Source organism: Candidatus Limnocylindrus sp., from assembly GCF_040397215.1.
Classification (GTDB): Bacteria; Chloroflexota; Limnocylindria; order Limnocylindrales; family Limnocylindraceae; genus Limnocylindrus.
This window is the reverse complement of record NZ_JBBAWK010000007.1, coordinates 32466-47773: the sequence shown is the minus strand read 5'-3', so window position 1 is coordinate 47773 and position 15308 is coordinate 32466. Positions and strand designations below refer to the sequence as shown.

Annotated in this window: 19 protein-coding genes and 3 tRNA genes; 6 read left to right on the top strand and 16 right to left on the bottom strand. The window is 62.9% G+C overall.

What is annotated here, in order from left to right; genetic code table 11:
* The 6 genes from pheS to AC3LCN_RS03350 all read right to left on the bottom strand — a co-directional run.
* Positions 1 to 986, bottom strand: a 986-nt coding sequence (gene pheS, locus AC3LCN_RS03375; protein WP_488648675.1) for a phenylalanine--tRNA ligase subunit alpha, incomplete at its 3' end; no start/stop codon positions are given.
* An 18-nt stretch (positions 987 to 1004) separates the two neighbouring features.
* Positions 1005 to 1355, bottom strand: coding sequence for a 50S ribosomal protein L20 (gene rplT / locus AC3LCN_RS03370; RefSeq protein ID WP_445844528.1), 351 nt, complete (start codon positions 1353 to 1355; stop codon positions 1005 to 1007).
* A gap of 22 nt (positions 1356 to 1377) precedes the next feature.
* Complete coding sequence (gene rpmI / locus AC3LCN_RS03365) at positions 1378 to 1578, bottom strand: 50S ribosomal protein L35 (RefSeq protein ID WP_488648674.1); 201 nt, start codon at positions 1576 to 1578, stop codon at positions 1378 to 1380.
* 2 nt (positions 1579 to 1580) lie between these two features.
* On the bottom strand, positions 1581 to 2141 hold the full coding sequence (infC, locus tag AC3LCN_RS03360) for a translation initiation factor IF-3 (RefSeq protein ID WP_488648677.1): 561 nt from the start codon (positions 2139 to 2141) through the stop codon (positions 1581 to 1583).
* Between the two features lie 88 nt (positions 2142 to 2229).
* A complete protein-coding gene (thrS, locus tag AC3LCN_RS03355) occupies positions 2230 to 4071 on the bottom strand; it encodes a threonine--tRNA ligase (RefSeq protein WP_488648673.1) in 1842 nt (613 codons plus the stop codon).
* 31 nt (positions 4072 to 4102) lie between these two features.
* A tRNA-Val gene (locus AC3LCN_RS03350) sits at positions 4103 to 4179 on the bottom strand.
* A 34-nt stretch (positions 4180 to 4213) separates the two neighbouring features.
* Here AC3LCN_RS03350 and AC3LCN_RS03345 point away from each other — a divergent pair.
* Together AC3LCN_RS03345 and AC3LCN_RS03340 are read left to right on the top strand one after the other, a co-directional pair.
* A complete protein-coding gene (locus tag AC3LCN_RS03345) occupies positions 4214 to 5119 on the top strand; it encodes a carbohydrate kinase family protein (protein ID WP_488648672.1) in 906 nt (301 codons plus the stop codon).
* Entirely contained in the window at positions 5116 to 6018 is a 903-nt protein-coding gene (locus AC3LCN_RS03340) for a pseudouridine-5'-phosphate glycosidase (protein WP_488648671.1), read from the top strand. Before AC3LCN_RS03345 ends, AC3LCN_RS03340 begins: the two co-directional genes overlap by 4 nt.
* A 13-nt stretch (positions 6019 to 6031) precedes the next feature.
* Here the strand turns inward: AC3LCN_RS03340 and AC3LCN_RS03335 are convergent, their stop codons facing one another.
* Both AC3LCN_RS03335 and AC3LCN_RS03330 read right to left on the bottom strand, forming a co-directional pair.
* Entirely contained in the window at positions 6032 to 7372 is a 1341-nt protein-coding gene (locus tag AC3LCN_RS03335) for an MFS transporter (RefSeq protein WP_488648670.1), read from the bottom strand.
* A gap of 34 nt (positions 7373 to 7406) precedes the next feature.
* Positions 7407 to 7482: transfer RNA gene (locus tag AC3LCN_RS03330), tRNA-Arg, on the bottom strand.
* A gap of 41 nt (positions 7483 to 7523) precedes the next feature.
* Between AC3LCN_RS03330 and AC3LCN_RS03325 the strand changes: the two genes are divergently transcribed.
* Genes AC3LCN_RS03325 through AC3LCN_RS03315 form a run of 3 tightly spaced genes read left to right on the top strand, consistent with a single transcriptional unit; the run spans position 7524 to position 9059 of the window.
* Positions 7524 to 7796, top strand: coding sequence for a glutaredoxin family protein (locus tag AC3LCN_RS03325; protein ID WP_488648669.1), 273 nt, complete (start codon positions 7524 to 7526; stop codon positions 7794 to 7796).
* Positions 7783 to 8475 (top strand): cytochrome c biogenesis CcdA family protein, encoded by a 693-nt coding sequence (locus AC3LCN_RS03320; protein WP_488648668.1) that lies wholly within the window; start codon positions 7783 to 7785, stop codon positions 8473 to 8475. Before AC3LCN_RS03325 ends, AC3LCN_RS03320 begins: the two co-directional genes overlap by 14 nt.
* Positions 8472 to 9059, top strand: a complete 588-nt coding sequence (locus AC3LCN_RS03315) for a TlpA family protein disulfide reductase (RefSeq protein WP_488648667.1) — start codon at positions 8472 to 8474, stop codon at positions 9057 to 9059. Before AC3LCN_RS03320 ends, AC3LCN_RS03315 begins: the two co-directional genes overlap by 4 nt.
* On the opposite strand, the gene AC3LCN_RS03310 is transcribed toward AC3LCN_RS03315, so the two are convergent.
* The 7 genes from AC3LCN_RS03310 to AC3LCN_RS03280 form a co-directional block, all read right to left on the bottom strand.
* Complete coding sequence (locus AC3LCN_RS03310; RefSeq protein ID WP_488648666.1) at positions 9049 to 9885, bottom strand: MBL fold metallo-hydrolase; 837 nt, start codon at positions 9883 to 9885, stop codon at positions 9049 to 9051. The two genes, AC3LCN_RS03315 and AC3LCN_RS03310, sit on opposite strands and share 11 nt — an antisense overlap.
* Positions 9878 to 10492, bottom strand: a complete 615-nt coding sequence (gene dcd, locus AC3LCN_RS03305; RefSeq protein ID WP_488648665.1) for a dCTP deaminase — start codon at positions 10490 to 10492, stop codon at positions 9878 to 9880. Before dcd ends, AC3LCN_RS03310 begins: the two co-directional genes overlap by 8 nt.
* Positions 10489 to 10992: a transcriptional regulator NrdR gene (gene nrdR, locus AC3LCN_RS03300; RefSeq protein WP_488648664.1), complete on the bottom strand. Its 504-nt coding sequence runs from the start codon at positions 10990 to 10992 to the stop codon at positions 10489 to 10491. The genes dcd and nrdR overlap by 4 nt, the downstream gene beginning before the upstream one ends.
* Positions 10993 to 11097: 105 nt before the next feature.
* Entirely contained in the window at positions 11098 to 11580 is a 483-nt protein-coding gene (locus AC3LCN_RS03295) for a MogA/MoaB family molybdenum cofactor biosynthesis protein (RefSeq protein ID WP_488648663.1), read from the bottom strand.
* Positions 11581 to 11595: 15 nt separating this feature from the next.
* On the bottom strand, positions 11596 to 13149 hold the full coding sequence (locus tag AC3LCN_RS03290; RefSeq protein ID WP_488648662.1) for a prenyltransferase: 1554 nt from the start codon (positions 13147 to 13149) through the stop codon (positions 11596 to 11598).
* Positions 13146 to 13775 carry a lipoprotein intramolecular transacylase Lit gene (locus AC3LCN_RS03285; protein ID WP_488648661.1) on the bottom strand — a complete coding sequence of 210 codons (630 nt, stop codon included), beginning with the start codon at positions 13773 to 13775 and terminating at the stop codon, positions 13146 to 13148. Before AC3LCN_RS03285 ends, AC3LCN_RS03290 begins: the two co-directional genes overlap by 4 nt.
* Positions 13772 to 14161 (bottom strand): DUF4332 domain-containing protein, encoded by a 390-nt coding sequence (locus tag AC3LCN_RS03280; protein WP_488648660.1) that lies wholly within the window; start codon positions 14159 to 14161, stop codon positions 13772 to 13774. The genes AC3LCN_RS03285 and AC3LCN_RS03280 overlap by 4 nt, the downstream gene beginning before the upstream one ends.
* 180 nt (positions 14162 to 14341) lie before the next feature.
* Between AC3LCN_RS03280 and AC3LCN_RS03275 the strand changes: the two genes are divergently transcribed.
* The gene (locus tag AC3LCN_RS03275; protein ID WP_488648659.1) at positions 14342 to 15088 is read left to right on the top strand and encodes a bacteriorhodopsin; all 747 of its coding nucleotides are present in this window, start codon (positions 14342 to 14344) and stop codon (positions 15086 to 15088) included.
* Positions 15089 to 15175: 87 nt separating this feature from the next.
* On the opposite strand, the gene AC3LCN_RS03270 is transcribed toward AC3LCN_RS03275, so the two are convergent.
* Positions 15176 to 15249: transfer RNA gene (locus tag AC3LCN_RS03270), tRNA-Pro, on the bottom strand.
* Positions 15250 to 15308 lie beyond the last annotated feature (59 nt).

Sequence of the window (15308 nt, the reverse complement as noted above, 5' to 3'; positions counted from 1 at the left end):
TCGTTCTCAAGGAAGGCGCGCAGGTCAGGGATGCCGTGTCGCAACATCGCGATGCGCTCAACGCCGAGGCCGAAGGCAAAACCCTGATGAGTTTCTGGATCGATGCCGCCATTCTCCAAGACAATGGGGTGCACCATGCCAGCGCCAAGAATTGTCATCCAACCGTCTTTGCTGCCTGGCCACGAGACGTCAACGGCGACAGATGGCTCGGTGAATGGGTAATACCCTGGTCGGAACCTTGTGCGAGCGGCAGAACCGAAGAGACCCTTCGCCAACTCATCAAGGATTCCCTTCAAGTCGGCGAGTGTCGCGCTGCGATCAACAAGGAGTCCCTCCACCTGATGGAACTCAAATCCATGGCTCGCATCGACCGCCTCGTAGCGGAAGCAGCGCCCCGGAAGAATGACGCGAATCGGCGGGCCACCAGCCTGCATCGTGCGGATCTGTCCCGGCGACGTATGTGTGCGCAGTAGTCGTCCTGGCTCCTGCAGGTAGAGGGTGTCCCAAAGATCGCGCGACGGGTGATCCTCTGGAATGTTCAGCAACTGGAAGTTCGTGACATCGTCCTCAATCTCTTGCCCTTCGGAAACGACAAAGCCGAACGAGGCCATGATCTCGGCGATCGCCGCGATCGTCTCAGGGATTGGATGCAGTGAGCCGATGCGCGGGGCTGGGCCAGGTGTCGTCGCATCGACGCGCTCCCGCTCAATACGCTCCAGAAGCTCACCAGCCGAGAGCGCAACGCGTCGGGCCGTGACAGATGCATCAATCGCGGCGCGCACCTCATTGGCAACGACGCCGATCTTTGGGCGATCGTCGGCCGGAAGGGCGCCGATGCCACGCAGGATCTCGGTGATCGCACCACGCTTCCCTAGGAGCGATGAGCCAAGCTCATCGAGATCAGCGGTCGAAGCGGCGGCGGCAATTCGCGTTTCGGCGTCAGCCTGCAGAGTGCGGAGTTGTTGATCGAGAGCTGCGAGGTCCACTACCGCGGACCGGACAGACTAGGCGCGCTTCGCTGCGACCGCGACCGCCGTGAATGCCGCGGCATCGCGAACAGCGAGGTCGGCCAACATCTTGCGGTCAATCGCAATGTTGTTGCGCTTGAGGCCGGCGATGAACTGCGAATAGGAGATGCCGTTGAGGCGTGCGGCCGCGTTGACGCGGTGGATCCACAACTCACGCATCTGGCGCTTGCGCTGCTGTCGGTCTCGGGTTGCGTAGGCAAGGGCGTGAAGCAGGGCCTCGCGCGCCGGACGAATGAGCTTGTGGCGTGACCCACGTCGCCCCTCGGCAGCCTGAAGGAGGCGCTTATGGCGCTTGTGACCGGCAACTCCGCGCTTAACTCGTGCCATCTTCTACTCCTCTCGTTGTCGCTCAGCCGCCGTACGGCAGCAGGCGGGAAATCTGATTCTTGTGGGTGGTGCCGAGGACGGCCTTCCCCGCGTAGCGGCGGATGCGTCGGGACGACTTGATTTCAAGGTGGTGGCCACGCCACGACTTCACGCGGATCGGCTTCCCTGAGCCCGTGAACCCGATGCGCTTCTGCGCGCCCTTGTGTGTCTTCATCTTTGGCATAGTTACTCCCCTTCAAGGGCTGGTACGGCCGGCTCATCGGTGCCGGGTGCCGGGGCCGTCTGACCCTTCTGTCGGGGTAATGCTACCAGTTGGATGGAGAGGAAGCGTCCCTCGAGGAGTGAGGGGCGCTCGAGCTGGGCCACATCGGCCAATCCCTTCACAACCCGGTCCAAAATGGCCCGCCCAATCTCAGGGTGGGTCATCTCACGGCCACGGAACTTGACCGAGAATTTCACCCGGTCGCCCCCCGAGAGGAACTTATGAGCCTGGCGGATCTTGGTCTGCAGGTCGGCATCCCCGATCTTGGGGGTGCAGCGAAGCTCCTTCAGGTCGGCAACCTTCTGACGCTTGCGGGCGTCCTGCTCCTTCTTCTGGGCCTCGTACTTGAACTTGCCGTAGTCGAGGTATTTGCAGACAGGGGGGGCCGAGGTTGGGGCGATCTCTACGAGGTCAAGGCCGCGCTCCTGTGCCTGTCGCAGGGCTTCGGGGGTAGCGAGAACGCCAAGCTGGTTCCCCTCTTCATCCAGAACGCGCACCTGCGGGACGCGAATCTGGGTATTGATGCGTAGATCCTTAATCGGTCAGACCCTCACGATCATCAGCCTTGGACCCGAGGACAGAGTCCTTGCGGGGGTAGCGAGCGTAGCACCCTCACGCGGTGCGAGCGGCCGCGCGCGCCGCGAGGGTGGCTGCGAGAGCCTCCCAGCTGGTTGCAGGCTCCTGGGTGCCATCACGCCAACGTGGCGCGGCCCCACCAGCCTCAATCTCCTTATCGCCCACGACGAGCATCAGCGGCACCTTCTGCTCCTGGGCCAAACGGATCTTGTTCTGCATGCGGTTCGACGAGTCATCGATGCTGACGCGAATGCCAGCGGCGCGCAGCACTGCGGCACCTGCCGCAACGAATTCAAGGTGACGGTCAGCAATCGGGATGATGACGACCTGCTCAGGAGCCAGCCAGAACGGGAAGGCGCCAGCGTAGTGTTCCACCAGGATGCCGATGAAGCGCTCTAGTGAGCCGTAGATCGCGCGGTGAATGGCGATCGGGCGGACGCGCTCCCCCGCCTCATCGGTATACGTAAGATCGAATCGCTCCGGGAGCATCACAAGGTCAACCTGCACGGTTGCCGTCTGCCACTCGCGTCCAAGCGCGTCGCGCACGATGATGTCGATCTTTGGCGCATAGAAGGCACCGTCACCAGGCTTGAGCTGCCATTTAGCGCCAGAGTCGCGCAGCGCCTTTTCGATCATCGACTCCGCCTTCTCCCAGAGCTTGGGGTCGCCAAGTGCCTTTGCAGGCTTGGTTGAGAAGACAAACTCCACTGGGAGATCGAACCAGGCATACACCTCACGAACCTCTTCTAACAGCGCTGCGACTTCAGATTCAATCTGGTCTGGGCGTACGTAGATGTGGCCATCATCTTGGATGAAGTGCCGCACCCGGGTGAGTCCGCTCAGTGTTCCCGACAGTTCGTTGCGATGCAGTCGACCGTATTCAGAGAGTCGCAATGGCAGATCACGGTAGCTGCGCGTGCGCGTGCGATAGATCACGGTGCTCTCGGGGCAGTTCATCGGCTTGAGGCTGAACTCTTCACCCTCGGATTCGATGATGAACATGTTCTCGCGATAGAGATCCCAGTGGCCCGACTGCTCCCAGAGGTGCTTGCTGACGACGATCGGCGTAGAGATCTCCTGATAGCCGCGGCGATCCTGCATCTCACGCATCGCACCTTCCAGCGTGCGCCAGAGTCGTTGCCCCTTCGGGTGCCAGAAGGCACTCCCGGGCGAGACGTCGTGGAACGAGAAGAGGTCGAGTGCTACGCCGAGCTTGCGATGGTCGCGCTTGCGGGCCTCGTCACGGCGCCACAGGTACTGGTCAATCTGCTCTTGCGTCTCCCACGCGGTGCCATAGATGCGCTGCAGCATCGGTCGATCACTCTTCCCGCGCCAATATGCTCCAGCAATCGAGAGCAACTTGAACGGACCGATCTTCCCCGTGCTCTCAACGTGCGGACCGCGGCAGAGGTCTTGGAATTCGCCGTGCTGATAGGTCGTGACGCTCGGGGCAGGCTTCCCCTCCGCTGCGGCGGCCTTCGCGAGGTCGTCCATGATCTCAATCTTGAAGGGTTGATCCCCGCGCACCAGTGCGGCACGCTCATCGTCGAAGGTGTGCTCGGCGAGCGTGAACCTATGGTTCGCGGCGATGCTCTTCGACATCTCGGCCTCAATGGCGGCCAGATCGTCGGGGTTGAGGGCGCGCTCTAGTAGGAAGTCGTAGTAGAAACCATCGGTGATCGCTGGGCCGATGCCGAGCTTTGCGCCGGGGAAGAGGCGCGCGACCGCTTCGGCCATGACGTGAGCGGCGGAGTGCCGCATGCGGCTGAGATTGTCGCTCGCGCCGGCATCGAGAAGCTCCTCGGCAGAGCCGCGCGCGGGGGCTTCAAGGATCTCGTCGATCTCGACGATCTCTGCTGCCGCTGCCTCGTCTGCCATCCCTTGGACCCCTCTCCACGCCATTACGTTCTGGTGGGCGGTACAGGACTCGAACCTGTGACCTCAGCCATGTCAAGGCTGCGCTCTAACCAACTGAGCTAACCGCCCAAGGAGCCAGAGAATAGCCGATACACTCCCCCGCATGATCGACCGAGCGAACCGAGCGACCCCAACCCCACTGATCGTCTGCGTGGGCGACCTGATCGACGAGATCGCCGTGCGGCTTGTCGCACCCTGGCGGCGCGGCTCCGACGCCGCCGCCCAGATCACGCGACGGCGTGGTGGGAGTGCCGCCAACGTCGCGGTGGCGGCGGTGGCCGCTGGGGGCTCAGCGCGCTTCATAGGCGCTGTCGGTGACGACGCCACCGCCGAGGCTCTTGAGACGGCCCTCCGGCGAACTGGGGTGGAGCCGCTCCTGCAGCGCGGTGGCCGTAGCGCCAGCATCGTGGTGGTGGTTGAACCAGATGGTGAGCGGACCATGCTCCCCGACCGCGCCGCCGCCCTCTCCCTACGTGACCCGGGCCCTGCGGCCCTGACCGGCGGATCGTGGCTCCACGCCCCCGCCTACTCGCTTCTCGGCGAGCCACTCGGCGAGACCACACGTCGACTCTTCGCCCACGCACGTGACGCGGGGATCCCCACATCGCTCGATGCCTCCTCGGTTGGTGCCCTGAGCGCCTGGGGTCCCGAGGAGAGTCGTCGTCGCTTTGCCGAACTGGCCCCCACCCTTTTGTTTGCCAACGAAGAGGAGTGTGCCTATCTCGATCTACTTAATCGCCCACTCCCAGGGTCCATCCTCATCGCGAAACATGGTGCAGGGATCGCTGAGGTGCGCTCACCAGAGGGTGAGCACGTTGCCGCACTCCCCGCGCATCCACTCCCGCCGGGGATCGACAGCACGGGTGCAGGTGACGCATTCGCCGGCGGCCTCCTCGTTGCGCGAGCACGCGGCGAATCATGGGAGGATGCGCTTGCCGCTGGACACACAGCTGCGGCGGGTCATCTGCAGCGACAGGCGACCGAGAGCGAGCAGAGGGAGGCTTCGTGAACATTCGCCAGTCTGCCGAAGTAGCCGCTGCACTCGCCTCTGGTATGCCCGTCGTCGCCCTCGAGTCCACCATCACATCAAAGATGGGCCTCCCCGCCCCCTACAACCGCGAGTGTTTTAATCGAGTCAATGCGGCGATTCGCGCGGCTGGTGCAATCCCCGCCGTCACCGCCGTGATCGATGGCGAACTCTGGGCGGGCATCGAGCCACACCATGAAGCGCTCGTCCTCGCCGCCGACGAGAAGCTCGCCGAGCGCGATCTACCTGTTGCAATCGCGGCGAAGCGCACTGGCGTCACCACGGTCTCCGCAACGGTCACGATCGCTGGGCTCGCCGGCATTCGTGTCTTTGCAACTGGTGGCATCGGCGGTGTACATCGCGGCGCCGAGCTGAGCTTTGATGTGTCGTCGGATCTCGGTGCGATGTCGCGACATCCAGTCATCGTGGTGAGTGCCGGCGCAAAGGCATTCCTCGATCTACCGAAGACACTTGAGGTGCTAGAGACGCTGAGTGTTCCCGTGATCGGCTACCAGACGAGCACCTTCCCCGCCTTCTGGAGTCGCAGCAGTGGCCTTGCACTCAGCCATCGTGTTGAGAGTGCCAGAGAGATTGCCGCGATTGCGAAGGCGAATGCCGCGCTCGGTTGGCGTGGCGGCATACTGGTAGCAAACCCGATCCCGCTCGAAGCAGAGATCCCCGCAGCAGAGATCGCCGATGCGATTGCCGCTGGGCTCGCTGAGGCTGAGCGAGCTGGAGCAACCGGCCCGAAGGCCACGCCAAAGATATTGGCGGCGATCGCCGCGGCTACAGATTCGCGATCAATCCCCGCCAACCTCGCACTGGCGGAGTCCAACGCCCGTCTCGCGGGAGAGATCGCCGAGGCCCTACTGCGCGGTTAGCGAGCGCCGAACGTTAGGCGCGTGCCGTTCGCTTTGGTCCACGCACGCTTGAGGCAACTGCGACGAGGGCAATGACGACACCAACGCCCAGCAGGGTATTGGTTGCCCCAACAGCATCGGCGATCGGACCCACAGCGATGATCGGCACAAAGCTACCGAGGCTGACGAGCATGTTCAAGACGCCGAATACTCGTCCGCGCACCTCCTCTGGCAGCTCCTCTTGGAGCGCAGTTTGTGACGGAATCGCCACGAGCCCATATGAGACGCCGGCGAAATAGGCAACAAAGATCACCATCGCCAGCGTCGAAGCACCTGCATCGAGCGGCAGATCGCCCAAGAGCTGCGCACCATCAGAAATCGCGAGGCTGATCGGCACCGCTAGGGCAAGGAGCGCGAGGCCCGAACCGACGCCAATGAGCCCACCCTCGATCAGGCGGCGGCGTGAAAGGTTGGCACCCCAACTGTTGAGCGCCAGGATACCGGTCACAACACCGAGGCCAATGGGCAAGACAATCAACCAGAAATCGCGCGCATCAAGGCCAAGGGCGTCATGCACGTAGTCGGGGCCAAGAACCCCCATCACCCCGACGACGCTAGCAGCGATTGAGAGGTAGGCCAACGACCAGAGCACTGAGCTGTGTCCCCAGATAAACCGCAGGCCCTCGACCAGTTCGCTCGTCGTAGTGCGGGTGGCACGCGTCGTGTTGGAGCGCAGGTTGCCCTCAATCTTCAATGGTGGTGAGGCTGGGAGCCCAAAGCAGAGAAGTCCCGCGAGGAGGAAGAGCGCCGCAACTAGAATGATCGCCGCCTCCGGACCCGCGATTCGCACAACCGCAGGCCCCAGCAGCGCAAATCCCAAGGCGAATGCTGCATTTAGGGTGAAGGTGAAAAGCCCATTCGCTGAGGTGAGCTGCTCGCGGCGAACGAGAAGCGGGATCATGGCGAGCTCAGCGGGTGCGAAGAGGGTCGTCATGATGCTCGCCAAAATGTTCAGTAAGAGAACGATGCCCAGTGTATCGACACTGCCAAGCATCAGGAAGAATGCGCCGGCACGGGTCAGGTTGGCGATGATGAGGACCAGCCGCTTATCGAGTCGGTCGACCCAAACGCCAGCAATGGGCGAGAGAAGTACGGCTGGAACAAGGAAGCTTAGAAAGAGTGCACTGAGCGTTGAGGTGGAGCCACTTCGCTCGGCAACGAGCACCGTAAGCCCGTAGAGCACGACGTTGCCACCAATCTGGGTGAAGAGCTGGGCGATCCAAAGACGCAAGAACGCGCCATTACGCAGCACCCCAACATCGGGCGGCTGCTGGAAGTCAGGGATCTCTTTCTGCATCCGTGACGCTTCGCCCATCGTGACCTCCTCGCCTGTTCCCCTGCTCGCCTCGTGGTGCCCCCGGCCGGAATCGAACCGACGACGCCCGCCTTAGGACGGCGGCGCTCTATCCACTGAGCTACAGGGGCCCCCTGTAGGGTATCTGAACGCGGCGTGGGAGAATACCCGCATGGAGCAGCCCCTGATCACGCTCTACGGTCGCCCAGAGTGCGAACTCTGCGAGAGAACAGAGGAGATCGTGCGCACACTCATCGCCGAGGGGAGCTCGCACCTCACGCTCAGCGTGGTGAACATCGAGGAGGACCCAGCGATGCATTCGCGGCTATTTGAGCAGATCCCTGCACTTGAGGTTGCGGGGAAGCTTTTGCCGCTCGCCGTCAGCCCGATGCAGATCTCCGCATTTGTCCGAAATGCCGTAGGCCAGGCCGATGGAAAGCGTTAACGCCCTCACCGCACTCCTCGCGGGCGCGCTGAGTTTCCTCTCGCCCTGTGTCCTCCCAATCGTCCCCGCCTATCTCGGTCGACTCGCCGCGCTGAGCCCCGGCACCTCACGCATGCGTCACGCCCTCCTCTTCGCCGCTGGCTTTAGCGCGATCTTCATTGCCCTCGGCATTAGCGCCGGCTACGTTGGTGGCGCTGCTGGGCGGCTCTTGCCGATCCTGCAAATTCCAGTCGGCGTTGCGGTGACGGTTGGTGGCCTTCACCTTGCTGGCATCTTGCGCATTCCACAGCTCGACCGCATGCGCGCGCCCACGCCGATTCTGCGTGGTGGTTACCTTGGCAGCCTCCTGCTCGGTGCCGCCTTCGCGATCGCCTGGACACCCTGCATCGGTGTCGTCCTTGGTGCGATCCTCGGCATCGCAGCCGCCGGAAGCAACCCTGCTGGCGCGGCGCTGCTGCTGGCGCTCTACAGCCTAGGCCTCGCACTCCCCTTCTTGGTTCTCGCAGCCGTTGCGGACCGCAGCCCTGCAACGCTGCAACGACTCATGAGCCGGCTCCGTGGCGGTACCCGCGCCGCTGGGATCGTTGGCGGACTTCTCGTCGCAAGCATTGGGGTGCTGATCGCGACTGGCGGCCTCACAATGCTTTCACGACTCCTCCCAGGGCTCCCTGGCCTATGATCGGGCCATTTTCGCGCCGAAGCATCGGCGGTATCGGAGCAGCGGCGGCGCTGCTCGCGCTCCTGCTCCTGTTGTCGCGAACGAATATCCCAACGGGAACTGCCACACCGAGCGACCTCTACATCGTCGATCCGAGCGCCACGGGGATTGAGGTTGGTGCAACGTTCACGATCCCTGCAGGGCAACCCCTTGCTGGTGGAGGTGTCTTTGCGGATGCGCAGGTGGCGCTTCCCGCCCCACGCCTGGTGATCGTTGACCTCTTTGCCACCTGGTGCCCGCCCTGCCAGCAGGAGACACCAGTGCTGCGCTCGCTCGCTGCCACATACCGCGACCGCGGCCTGCAGGTCATCGGCATCTCGGTCGGCGAGCTCTCGTCCACCGTTGCGGCGTATGCCGAGCGCTACCAGCTCGGCTACCTGCTGCTGGTCGACGTCAACAGTGAACTCTTTCGCGCCGCTGGCGCTGGTGGCATTCCAACGAAACTGATTCTCGACGCCGATGGGCGTGTCCTACGCGTGGTTACAGGTCCACTCACGCGCGAAGCGGCAGCCGCACTGGTCGAGGAGCTGCTCCCTACTCGCTGACGAAACGGAAGCGATCGCGGTCAGCCACGATCCGGCCAACTGGTGCCTGCACCTCGTGACTCATGACGACCAGCCACTCGCCCGCCGCCGCCTCAGCAAAGATGGAAGACTTCGCGTCGACGGAGACCCACGCCTCGTCGTCGTACGCCGTTACCCATCGCGGGTTCGCCTGCCAGGGGCGCATGAAAAGATCACCCAAAAAGAGGAGCGTGCGCTCACGACCGCGCACGATGGTGGCCTGGGAGCCTGGCGTGTGCCCGCCAAGCCGACGCAGGGTGATCGTTGGAGTCAACTCCAGCGTGCCGTCAAATGAGCGGGGTGCCGTAGCGCCAAAGAGGCGCGTGAGGCCGGGGACGTCATAGGCGGCGCGGGCACGCAGTGAGCCGCTCGCCACAGCTGCGATCTCACGATCGGGGGCGACGATCTGGGCCTTGGGAAACGCAGCGTCGCCGTGCTGGTCAACGAGCCCGCCGGCATGATCGCGGTGCAGGTGGCTCGGCACAATGTTGGCGATGCGTTCCACATCAATCCCGGCGCCGGTCAGCGCTTCGCGGGCAGAGCGCGAATCCGTATCTGCGTTGCTGACTTGCGTTCCTGCAGGCACCGCGCCAGTCTCTAGAAGCACCCCGCCACTAGCATCGCTGATGTGCAAGATGTTGAGCGCCTGCAAGAGGCGAGATCGTGCATCGAGTTCGTCCGCAACCATCGGCGCCCAGATCTCCTGGGGGACTGGGCCGAAGATCGCCCCTGCATCGCTCCAGAAGGTTCCGATGCGGAGCAGGTCAACCGTGATCCCCCCGAGATCGATGCTGCGATGTTCAGTCACGAGGCTTGGTGATCCTCGCTCCGTCATTTGCCTGCTGTTCCGCATCGAATCCAACGTGCGCTGCAGACGCCGTTGGCTCCGTTTGGCCCTGATAGCGGCTGCGCAACTCACTACTCCCATACGGCCGCTCAACCTCGGACGACATGCGGTGGAACGAGATCTGGCCGATACGCATCCCTGGGTAGAGCGCAATTGGGAGACGGGCAACGTTGCCGAGCTCCAACGTGAGGTTACCCACCCAACCTGGATCAACGTATCCAGCTGTGGAATGAATCAGCAGCCCGAGTCGTCCGAGTGACGACTTCCCATCCAGTCGTCCGAGCAGCGAGTTCCCCAACGAAATTTTCTCGCGGGTTTGACCGAGCACGAACTCCCCTGGATGCAACATGAACTGAACGCCATCAGCGACGCGCTCAATTTCGGTGAGGTCCGGCTGCTCTACGCGCGGATCAATGAAGCCATACCGATTATTGCGAAAGACGCGGAACGTGCCGTCGAGGTGGAGGTCAACCGAAGCCGGCTGCACATCTACTGCGTCAAACGGTGTAATCGCGATTTCGCCCGCTGCGATCGCTATTAGGATGTCGCGGTCGGAGAGAACGCTCATGCCTCGGCCTCCACGGCGCGAACTCGACGCTTCCCCTTCCCAGCGCCCTTCTCGGTGAGCAGCTCGTCTACTTCCCGCTTGAGCGTTTCGAGGTCTTCAAACGACTGGTAGACGCTCGCAAATCGGATGTAGGCGATCTGATCAATCTCGCGAAGCGCCGCCATCGTCAACGCACCAATGCGCGCAGAGGAGAGCTCTGTTGCGCCGCTGGCTCGAATCTGTGCCTCAATCGCCTCAACGGCACGCTCGGGGGCGTCGACTGGCACGGGGCGACGTGTGAGTGCGCGGCGGAGCCCTTCGAGGAGCTTCTGGGAGTCGTACTCCTGACGTTCGCCAGAGCGCTTGATGACGTAGAGCTTGGCAAGTTCGGCACGTTCGTAGGTGGTGACCCGTGTGCCACAGATGCGACAGGCGCGACGGCGACGAATGACGGAGCCGTCATCAAGGTCGCGCGAATCAACAACGCGCGTATCGGGCTCCTTACACGATGGGCAACGCACCCTCGCTCCTCCTCACCTTCGCGCAGCTATGCGCGGAACCACCGCAGGTTGCGGTCACGGGAAGAGTCTACACACGATCTTGTGTGCGAAGCCGCGTGGCAAGGGCTAGGAGCGGTCGCGCTCTCCGATCGCGTCAACCGCGTGCTCAAGCACGGGAAGCAGGATTGCCAGCCCGTCGCGCACCGCACCACTCCCGCCGGGGAGGTTCACGATCAGCGTTCCCTTCGCTACGCCGGCAAGGCCGCGGGAGAGGATCGCAGCAGGCGTCTGGGAGCGCCCCAGCATGCGAATCGCATCAGGGATCCCTGGAATCACCCGCTCCAGAAGCGGCGCGGTTGCGTCTGGGGTCACATCGCGCGAGCTCAGCCCCGTTCCGCCAGCGGTCAAGATCACGTCGACGGTGCCGATGTGCTGCTCAAGAACTGCGCGGATAGCATCAATCTCGTCGGGGGCCTGTGCTCGCTGCACCTCCCAGCCGTGGGCGACAAGAGCGGCAGCGGCGAGGGTGCCCGCCTTATCTTCACGCTCGCCAGCATGAATCGAATCGCTGACCGTGAGCACCAGAATTGATCGCGGCGTATCACTCATCTGCGCATAGTAGTACTACGCAGCGCCAACGAGGCTGCGAATGATCAGCATCGCGGCTCCGGCACCGAGGAAGAGGTTGAGCAACATGAATCGACGCCATGCGGCACGCGCCGCTTGGTGCGTCGGGCGACCTGCAACTAGCGGCAGAAGCGAGAGGATGCTCGCCAGCGGCAAGAGCGCCGCAATGCGCTGCAACGGTTCGCCTTGAGCGAGCAGGAGGAGCCCCGCCACGGCGTAGAGCGAGATGGCGAACCACCCCCCGCCACGAACGCCAAGGAGCGTTCCGACCGTCGCAATCCGACTCCGTCGATCGGCATCTACGTCCTGTAGCGCTCCCACCACATGGCTCCCCATGTTCCAGAAGAAGAAGGCCGCCAGCGGCGCAACCCAGGACTGCTGAAACGCACCGCCGAGTGCGAGACCGGCAACCGCAGGGATCACGAAGTGCGTAGCAGAGATCGCCGCATCGAAGATCGGAATAGCACGAGCACGCACAAACCATGGAGCGCTGTACGCGGTTGCGAACACGATGGCAAGGAGGCACATGATTGAAACGGTGGCGTTTTCCGTTAGCAGGAAGAGCGCAGCTGTACTTGACGCAAAGAGGAGGAGGCGTCGCAGCGTTGGCAGATCGCCGCTCTGCAGCAGCGCACCCTCGGCACCACCCTTGCGCGGGTTCTTTCGATCGGTAGCCAAGTCGTAGAGATCATTGATGCCATAGAGATAGAGGTTATAGGCGACGCCCCACCAGATCACCAGCGGCAAGAACCATGCACCGACCGACTCTCCCGCTCCTGCTGCAAGCGCACCGCCGGCGAACGGCAGCGCGGTGTTGATCCACGAAACTGGGCGCGAAGCTAAGAGCAGCCGCCACCAGCGATCCTTCGTTATGCACGCTGATGCCGTCAGTTGCGCTGCGAACAGGGCAAACGCTGTCGCGTAAAGCAGATCTTCGATGGGTGCGAACCCGAGCATCACGCCCGAACGCGGCGCACTTGGATAATCAAACAAATCTGCGGCGCACATGGCGTTGTCAAAGATCAGCGTCAGCCCGAGGAATATGGCGACGCTCCAACGACTCGCCTGGCTGCGTGCAAGAAGTGGCGCAGCAAGGAGCAGCGCTCCAGACGCGAGTCCTGCAGTTGCCGCCGTGTATTCGCCACCAATACCCGCGAGGAGCGCTCCCCCTGATACGAAGAGCCCAAACAGGATTCCCACGACGATCCGACGTGCTGGAAGTCTCCTCTCCCGCCCTCCTCCGCGAAGCTGGCCGATGCTCATGAACACCACGACGAGCGCGGCTAGTGCCGCCAGAAGTGGAGCCTCCTCAATCGGCAGCCCTGCATCAAGCGCGCCGCGACCAGGAAGCATCAGCAACGTCACGGAGAGTTGCGTGGCAAACCAGCCGCGCCAAAGGCCAACGGCATCGACCAGCAGGAATGCCACCGTCGTAACGGCGACCACCGGGAGGAGCACCTGGCGTGTGACTGGTAGCTCGAAGCGCTTGACGAGGCCGCGCACTCCGATGGCTGAGAGCGCGATGAGGGCGAGGTAGGCGGCGCCTATCACCGTGTGCGCGCCGTGATCCGATACGAGATGAGCGAGAGCGCCGAGAGCGCAAGACAGAAGAGGAGGGCCGCGAGGATCCAGAACGATTCCGGATAGAGCTGCACAAGTCGATCTGTTGCGGGATTGAACGTCCATGTTCCACTGGCAAAGAAGAGTCCGTGGAAGAAGGTGAAGGTTGCATCAAAGGCGAGCGTGAAGGCGGCGGCGGCAAGCAGGGCACCGCAAACAATGAGTGCCGCTCCGTCGCGGATCGCCGCCCGTAGCCAGGTACGGCGGCGGAGGCGAGCGAGGGTGAGAACGATCAGACCACCCAGCCCGCCGCCGAGAACGGAGCGAAGGAGCCCGCCGACGTCAACAAGGTGGGAACGCTCTCCTGCGGAGAGGAGGGGGGCATCGCCATGGGGGGCATCGAAGGCACCGTCGGTCAGCAGGTCCCCCACTAGAGCGTCTGAGAGCGCGTCGGCCACGGCTGGCTCCACCCCGAGCACCGCTGGGGCGTCGCTCACCCGCAGCAAGAGGTGCACGACGGGGGGCGTGAGGAAGATCGCCGTCGTTGCGCCAATCGCCAGGGATGCGGCGGCGAGGGCGAGGAGCGCCCGCCGCAAGAGGCGGCGGAGGGGCTTCACGCGTCGGCGAGGACCTGCCCCTGCTCCCACCACGAGCGGAGGGAGAGCGGGTCAGGGATTGGGAGGCCAAACGTCTCTGCAGTCGTCATCACAACAGCCTGGAATTGCTCCCATGGGGCGGCCGCGAGGGTTTCAACGCCGCCATAACCCGCCTGGGCCAGGAGTTCGTGCTCAGCAGGCCCAAAGAAGGCGAGATTGAGCAGGAGCGCCTCATCACGCCATTCGGCGACGTCGGCGGTCGAGGCATCGGTCTGATCTGCCAGGGTCTGGCGACGAGTGGGGGTCTCGGTGCGCTCCAGCAGCAGGCCCGTGGTGAAGATCCCCTGCGCCTCGAGGCGCGCGAGGTGCACGGGCTCGATGCGCGTGAGCTCTGTGATGGCTGGCATGGCTCCCCCTTTCCCTCCCCGCAGCCTAGCGCCTCCCGCGGCGCAGCGGGGCGGCCCTTTTGTTACAGAAAGATGTAACAGTTGCGAAATATTGCGATTTCGCAACACCTTTTTCAAAATTTGGGATACTTCTCCACAGCGATCCGAAGAGGTCGCAGAAGCAATAAGGGAGGTCCATTGATGAGTCCGCAGGACGCCTATCAATTGGTCTATAACTTCATGTCCCTCGCCATTGCGGCGATGGGCGCAAGCTTCTTCTTCTTCGTCTCCGTACGCGGGAGTCTGAAGGAGGGGAACCGGATGGCGGTTACGCTTTCGGCCACAGTTGTGCTGATCGCGTTCTACCACTACATCCGAATTTTCGACTCGTGGGTTGCCTTTGGCACCTCGGGCGGAGCAGTTCCGTTCAACGAGGCATACCGATACGTAGACTGGCTCCTGACGGTGCCACTCCTCGTTGCGGAGTTGATCCTCGTGCTCAAGCTCGACAAGAAGCTTGAGAGCACCCTGATCAAGCGAAACGTGCTCTATGCGTTCTTGATGATCGCAACGGGCTATGTCGGCGAGATGACGAACATCACGTCGGTTGACTTGGCCTCACCGCGCACCATCTGGGGCGCGATCAGCTCAGTCTTCTTCGTCCTGATCCTCCGCGACCTGTTCGGCGGCATCGATGCCTCGATCAAGAAGCAGAGCAAGGACATCCAGGGGATCTTCAAGATCCTGCGTGTTGTGCTTATTGCGACGTGGGGCGTCTACCCAATCGCCTATCTGCTCCCAGCAATCGCCGGCAACCTGGGCCTTACCGCCCAGGACGGCCTTGTGATGAAGCAGATCGGATATACGGTTGCCGACATCCTGGCCAAGCCGGGCTACGGTCTCCTCATTTGGAAGATCGCAACCCTGAAGAACGGTTCTTCGAAGTAATCCCCTTCCGACGGGCAACCGTCGGGTTCGGATACAGGAAAAGGCCCGGGGGAAACCCCGGGCCTTTTTTATTGTTCATGAAGATAGTCGGGGCGACTGGATCCGAACCAGCGACCTCTTGCACCCCCTGCAAGCGCGCTGCCAAGATGCGCCACGCCCTGGGTGGGTCCGAAGTTTTGGCAGTCTACCAGGAGAGCTAGTGCCACTCCCCCGCTGGTGA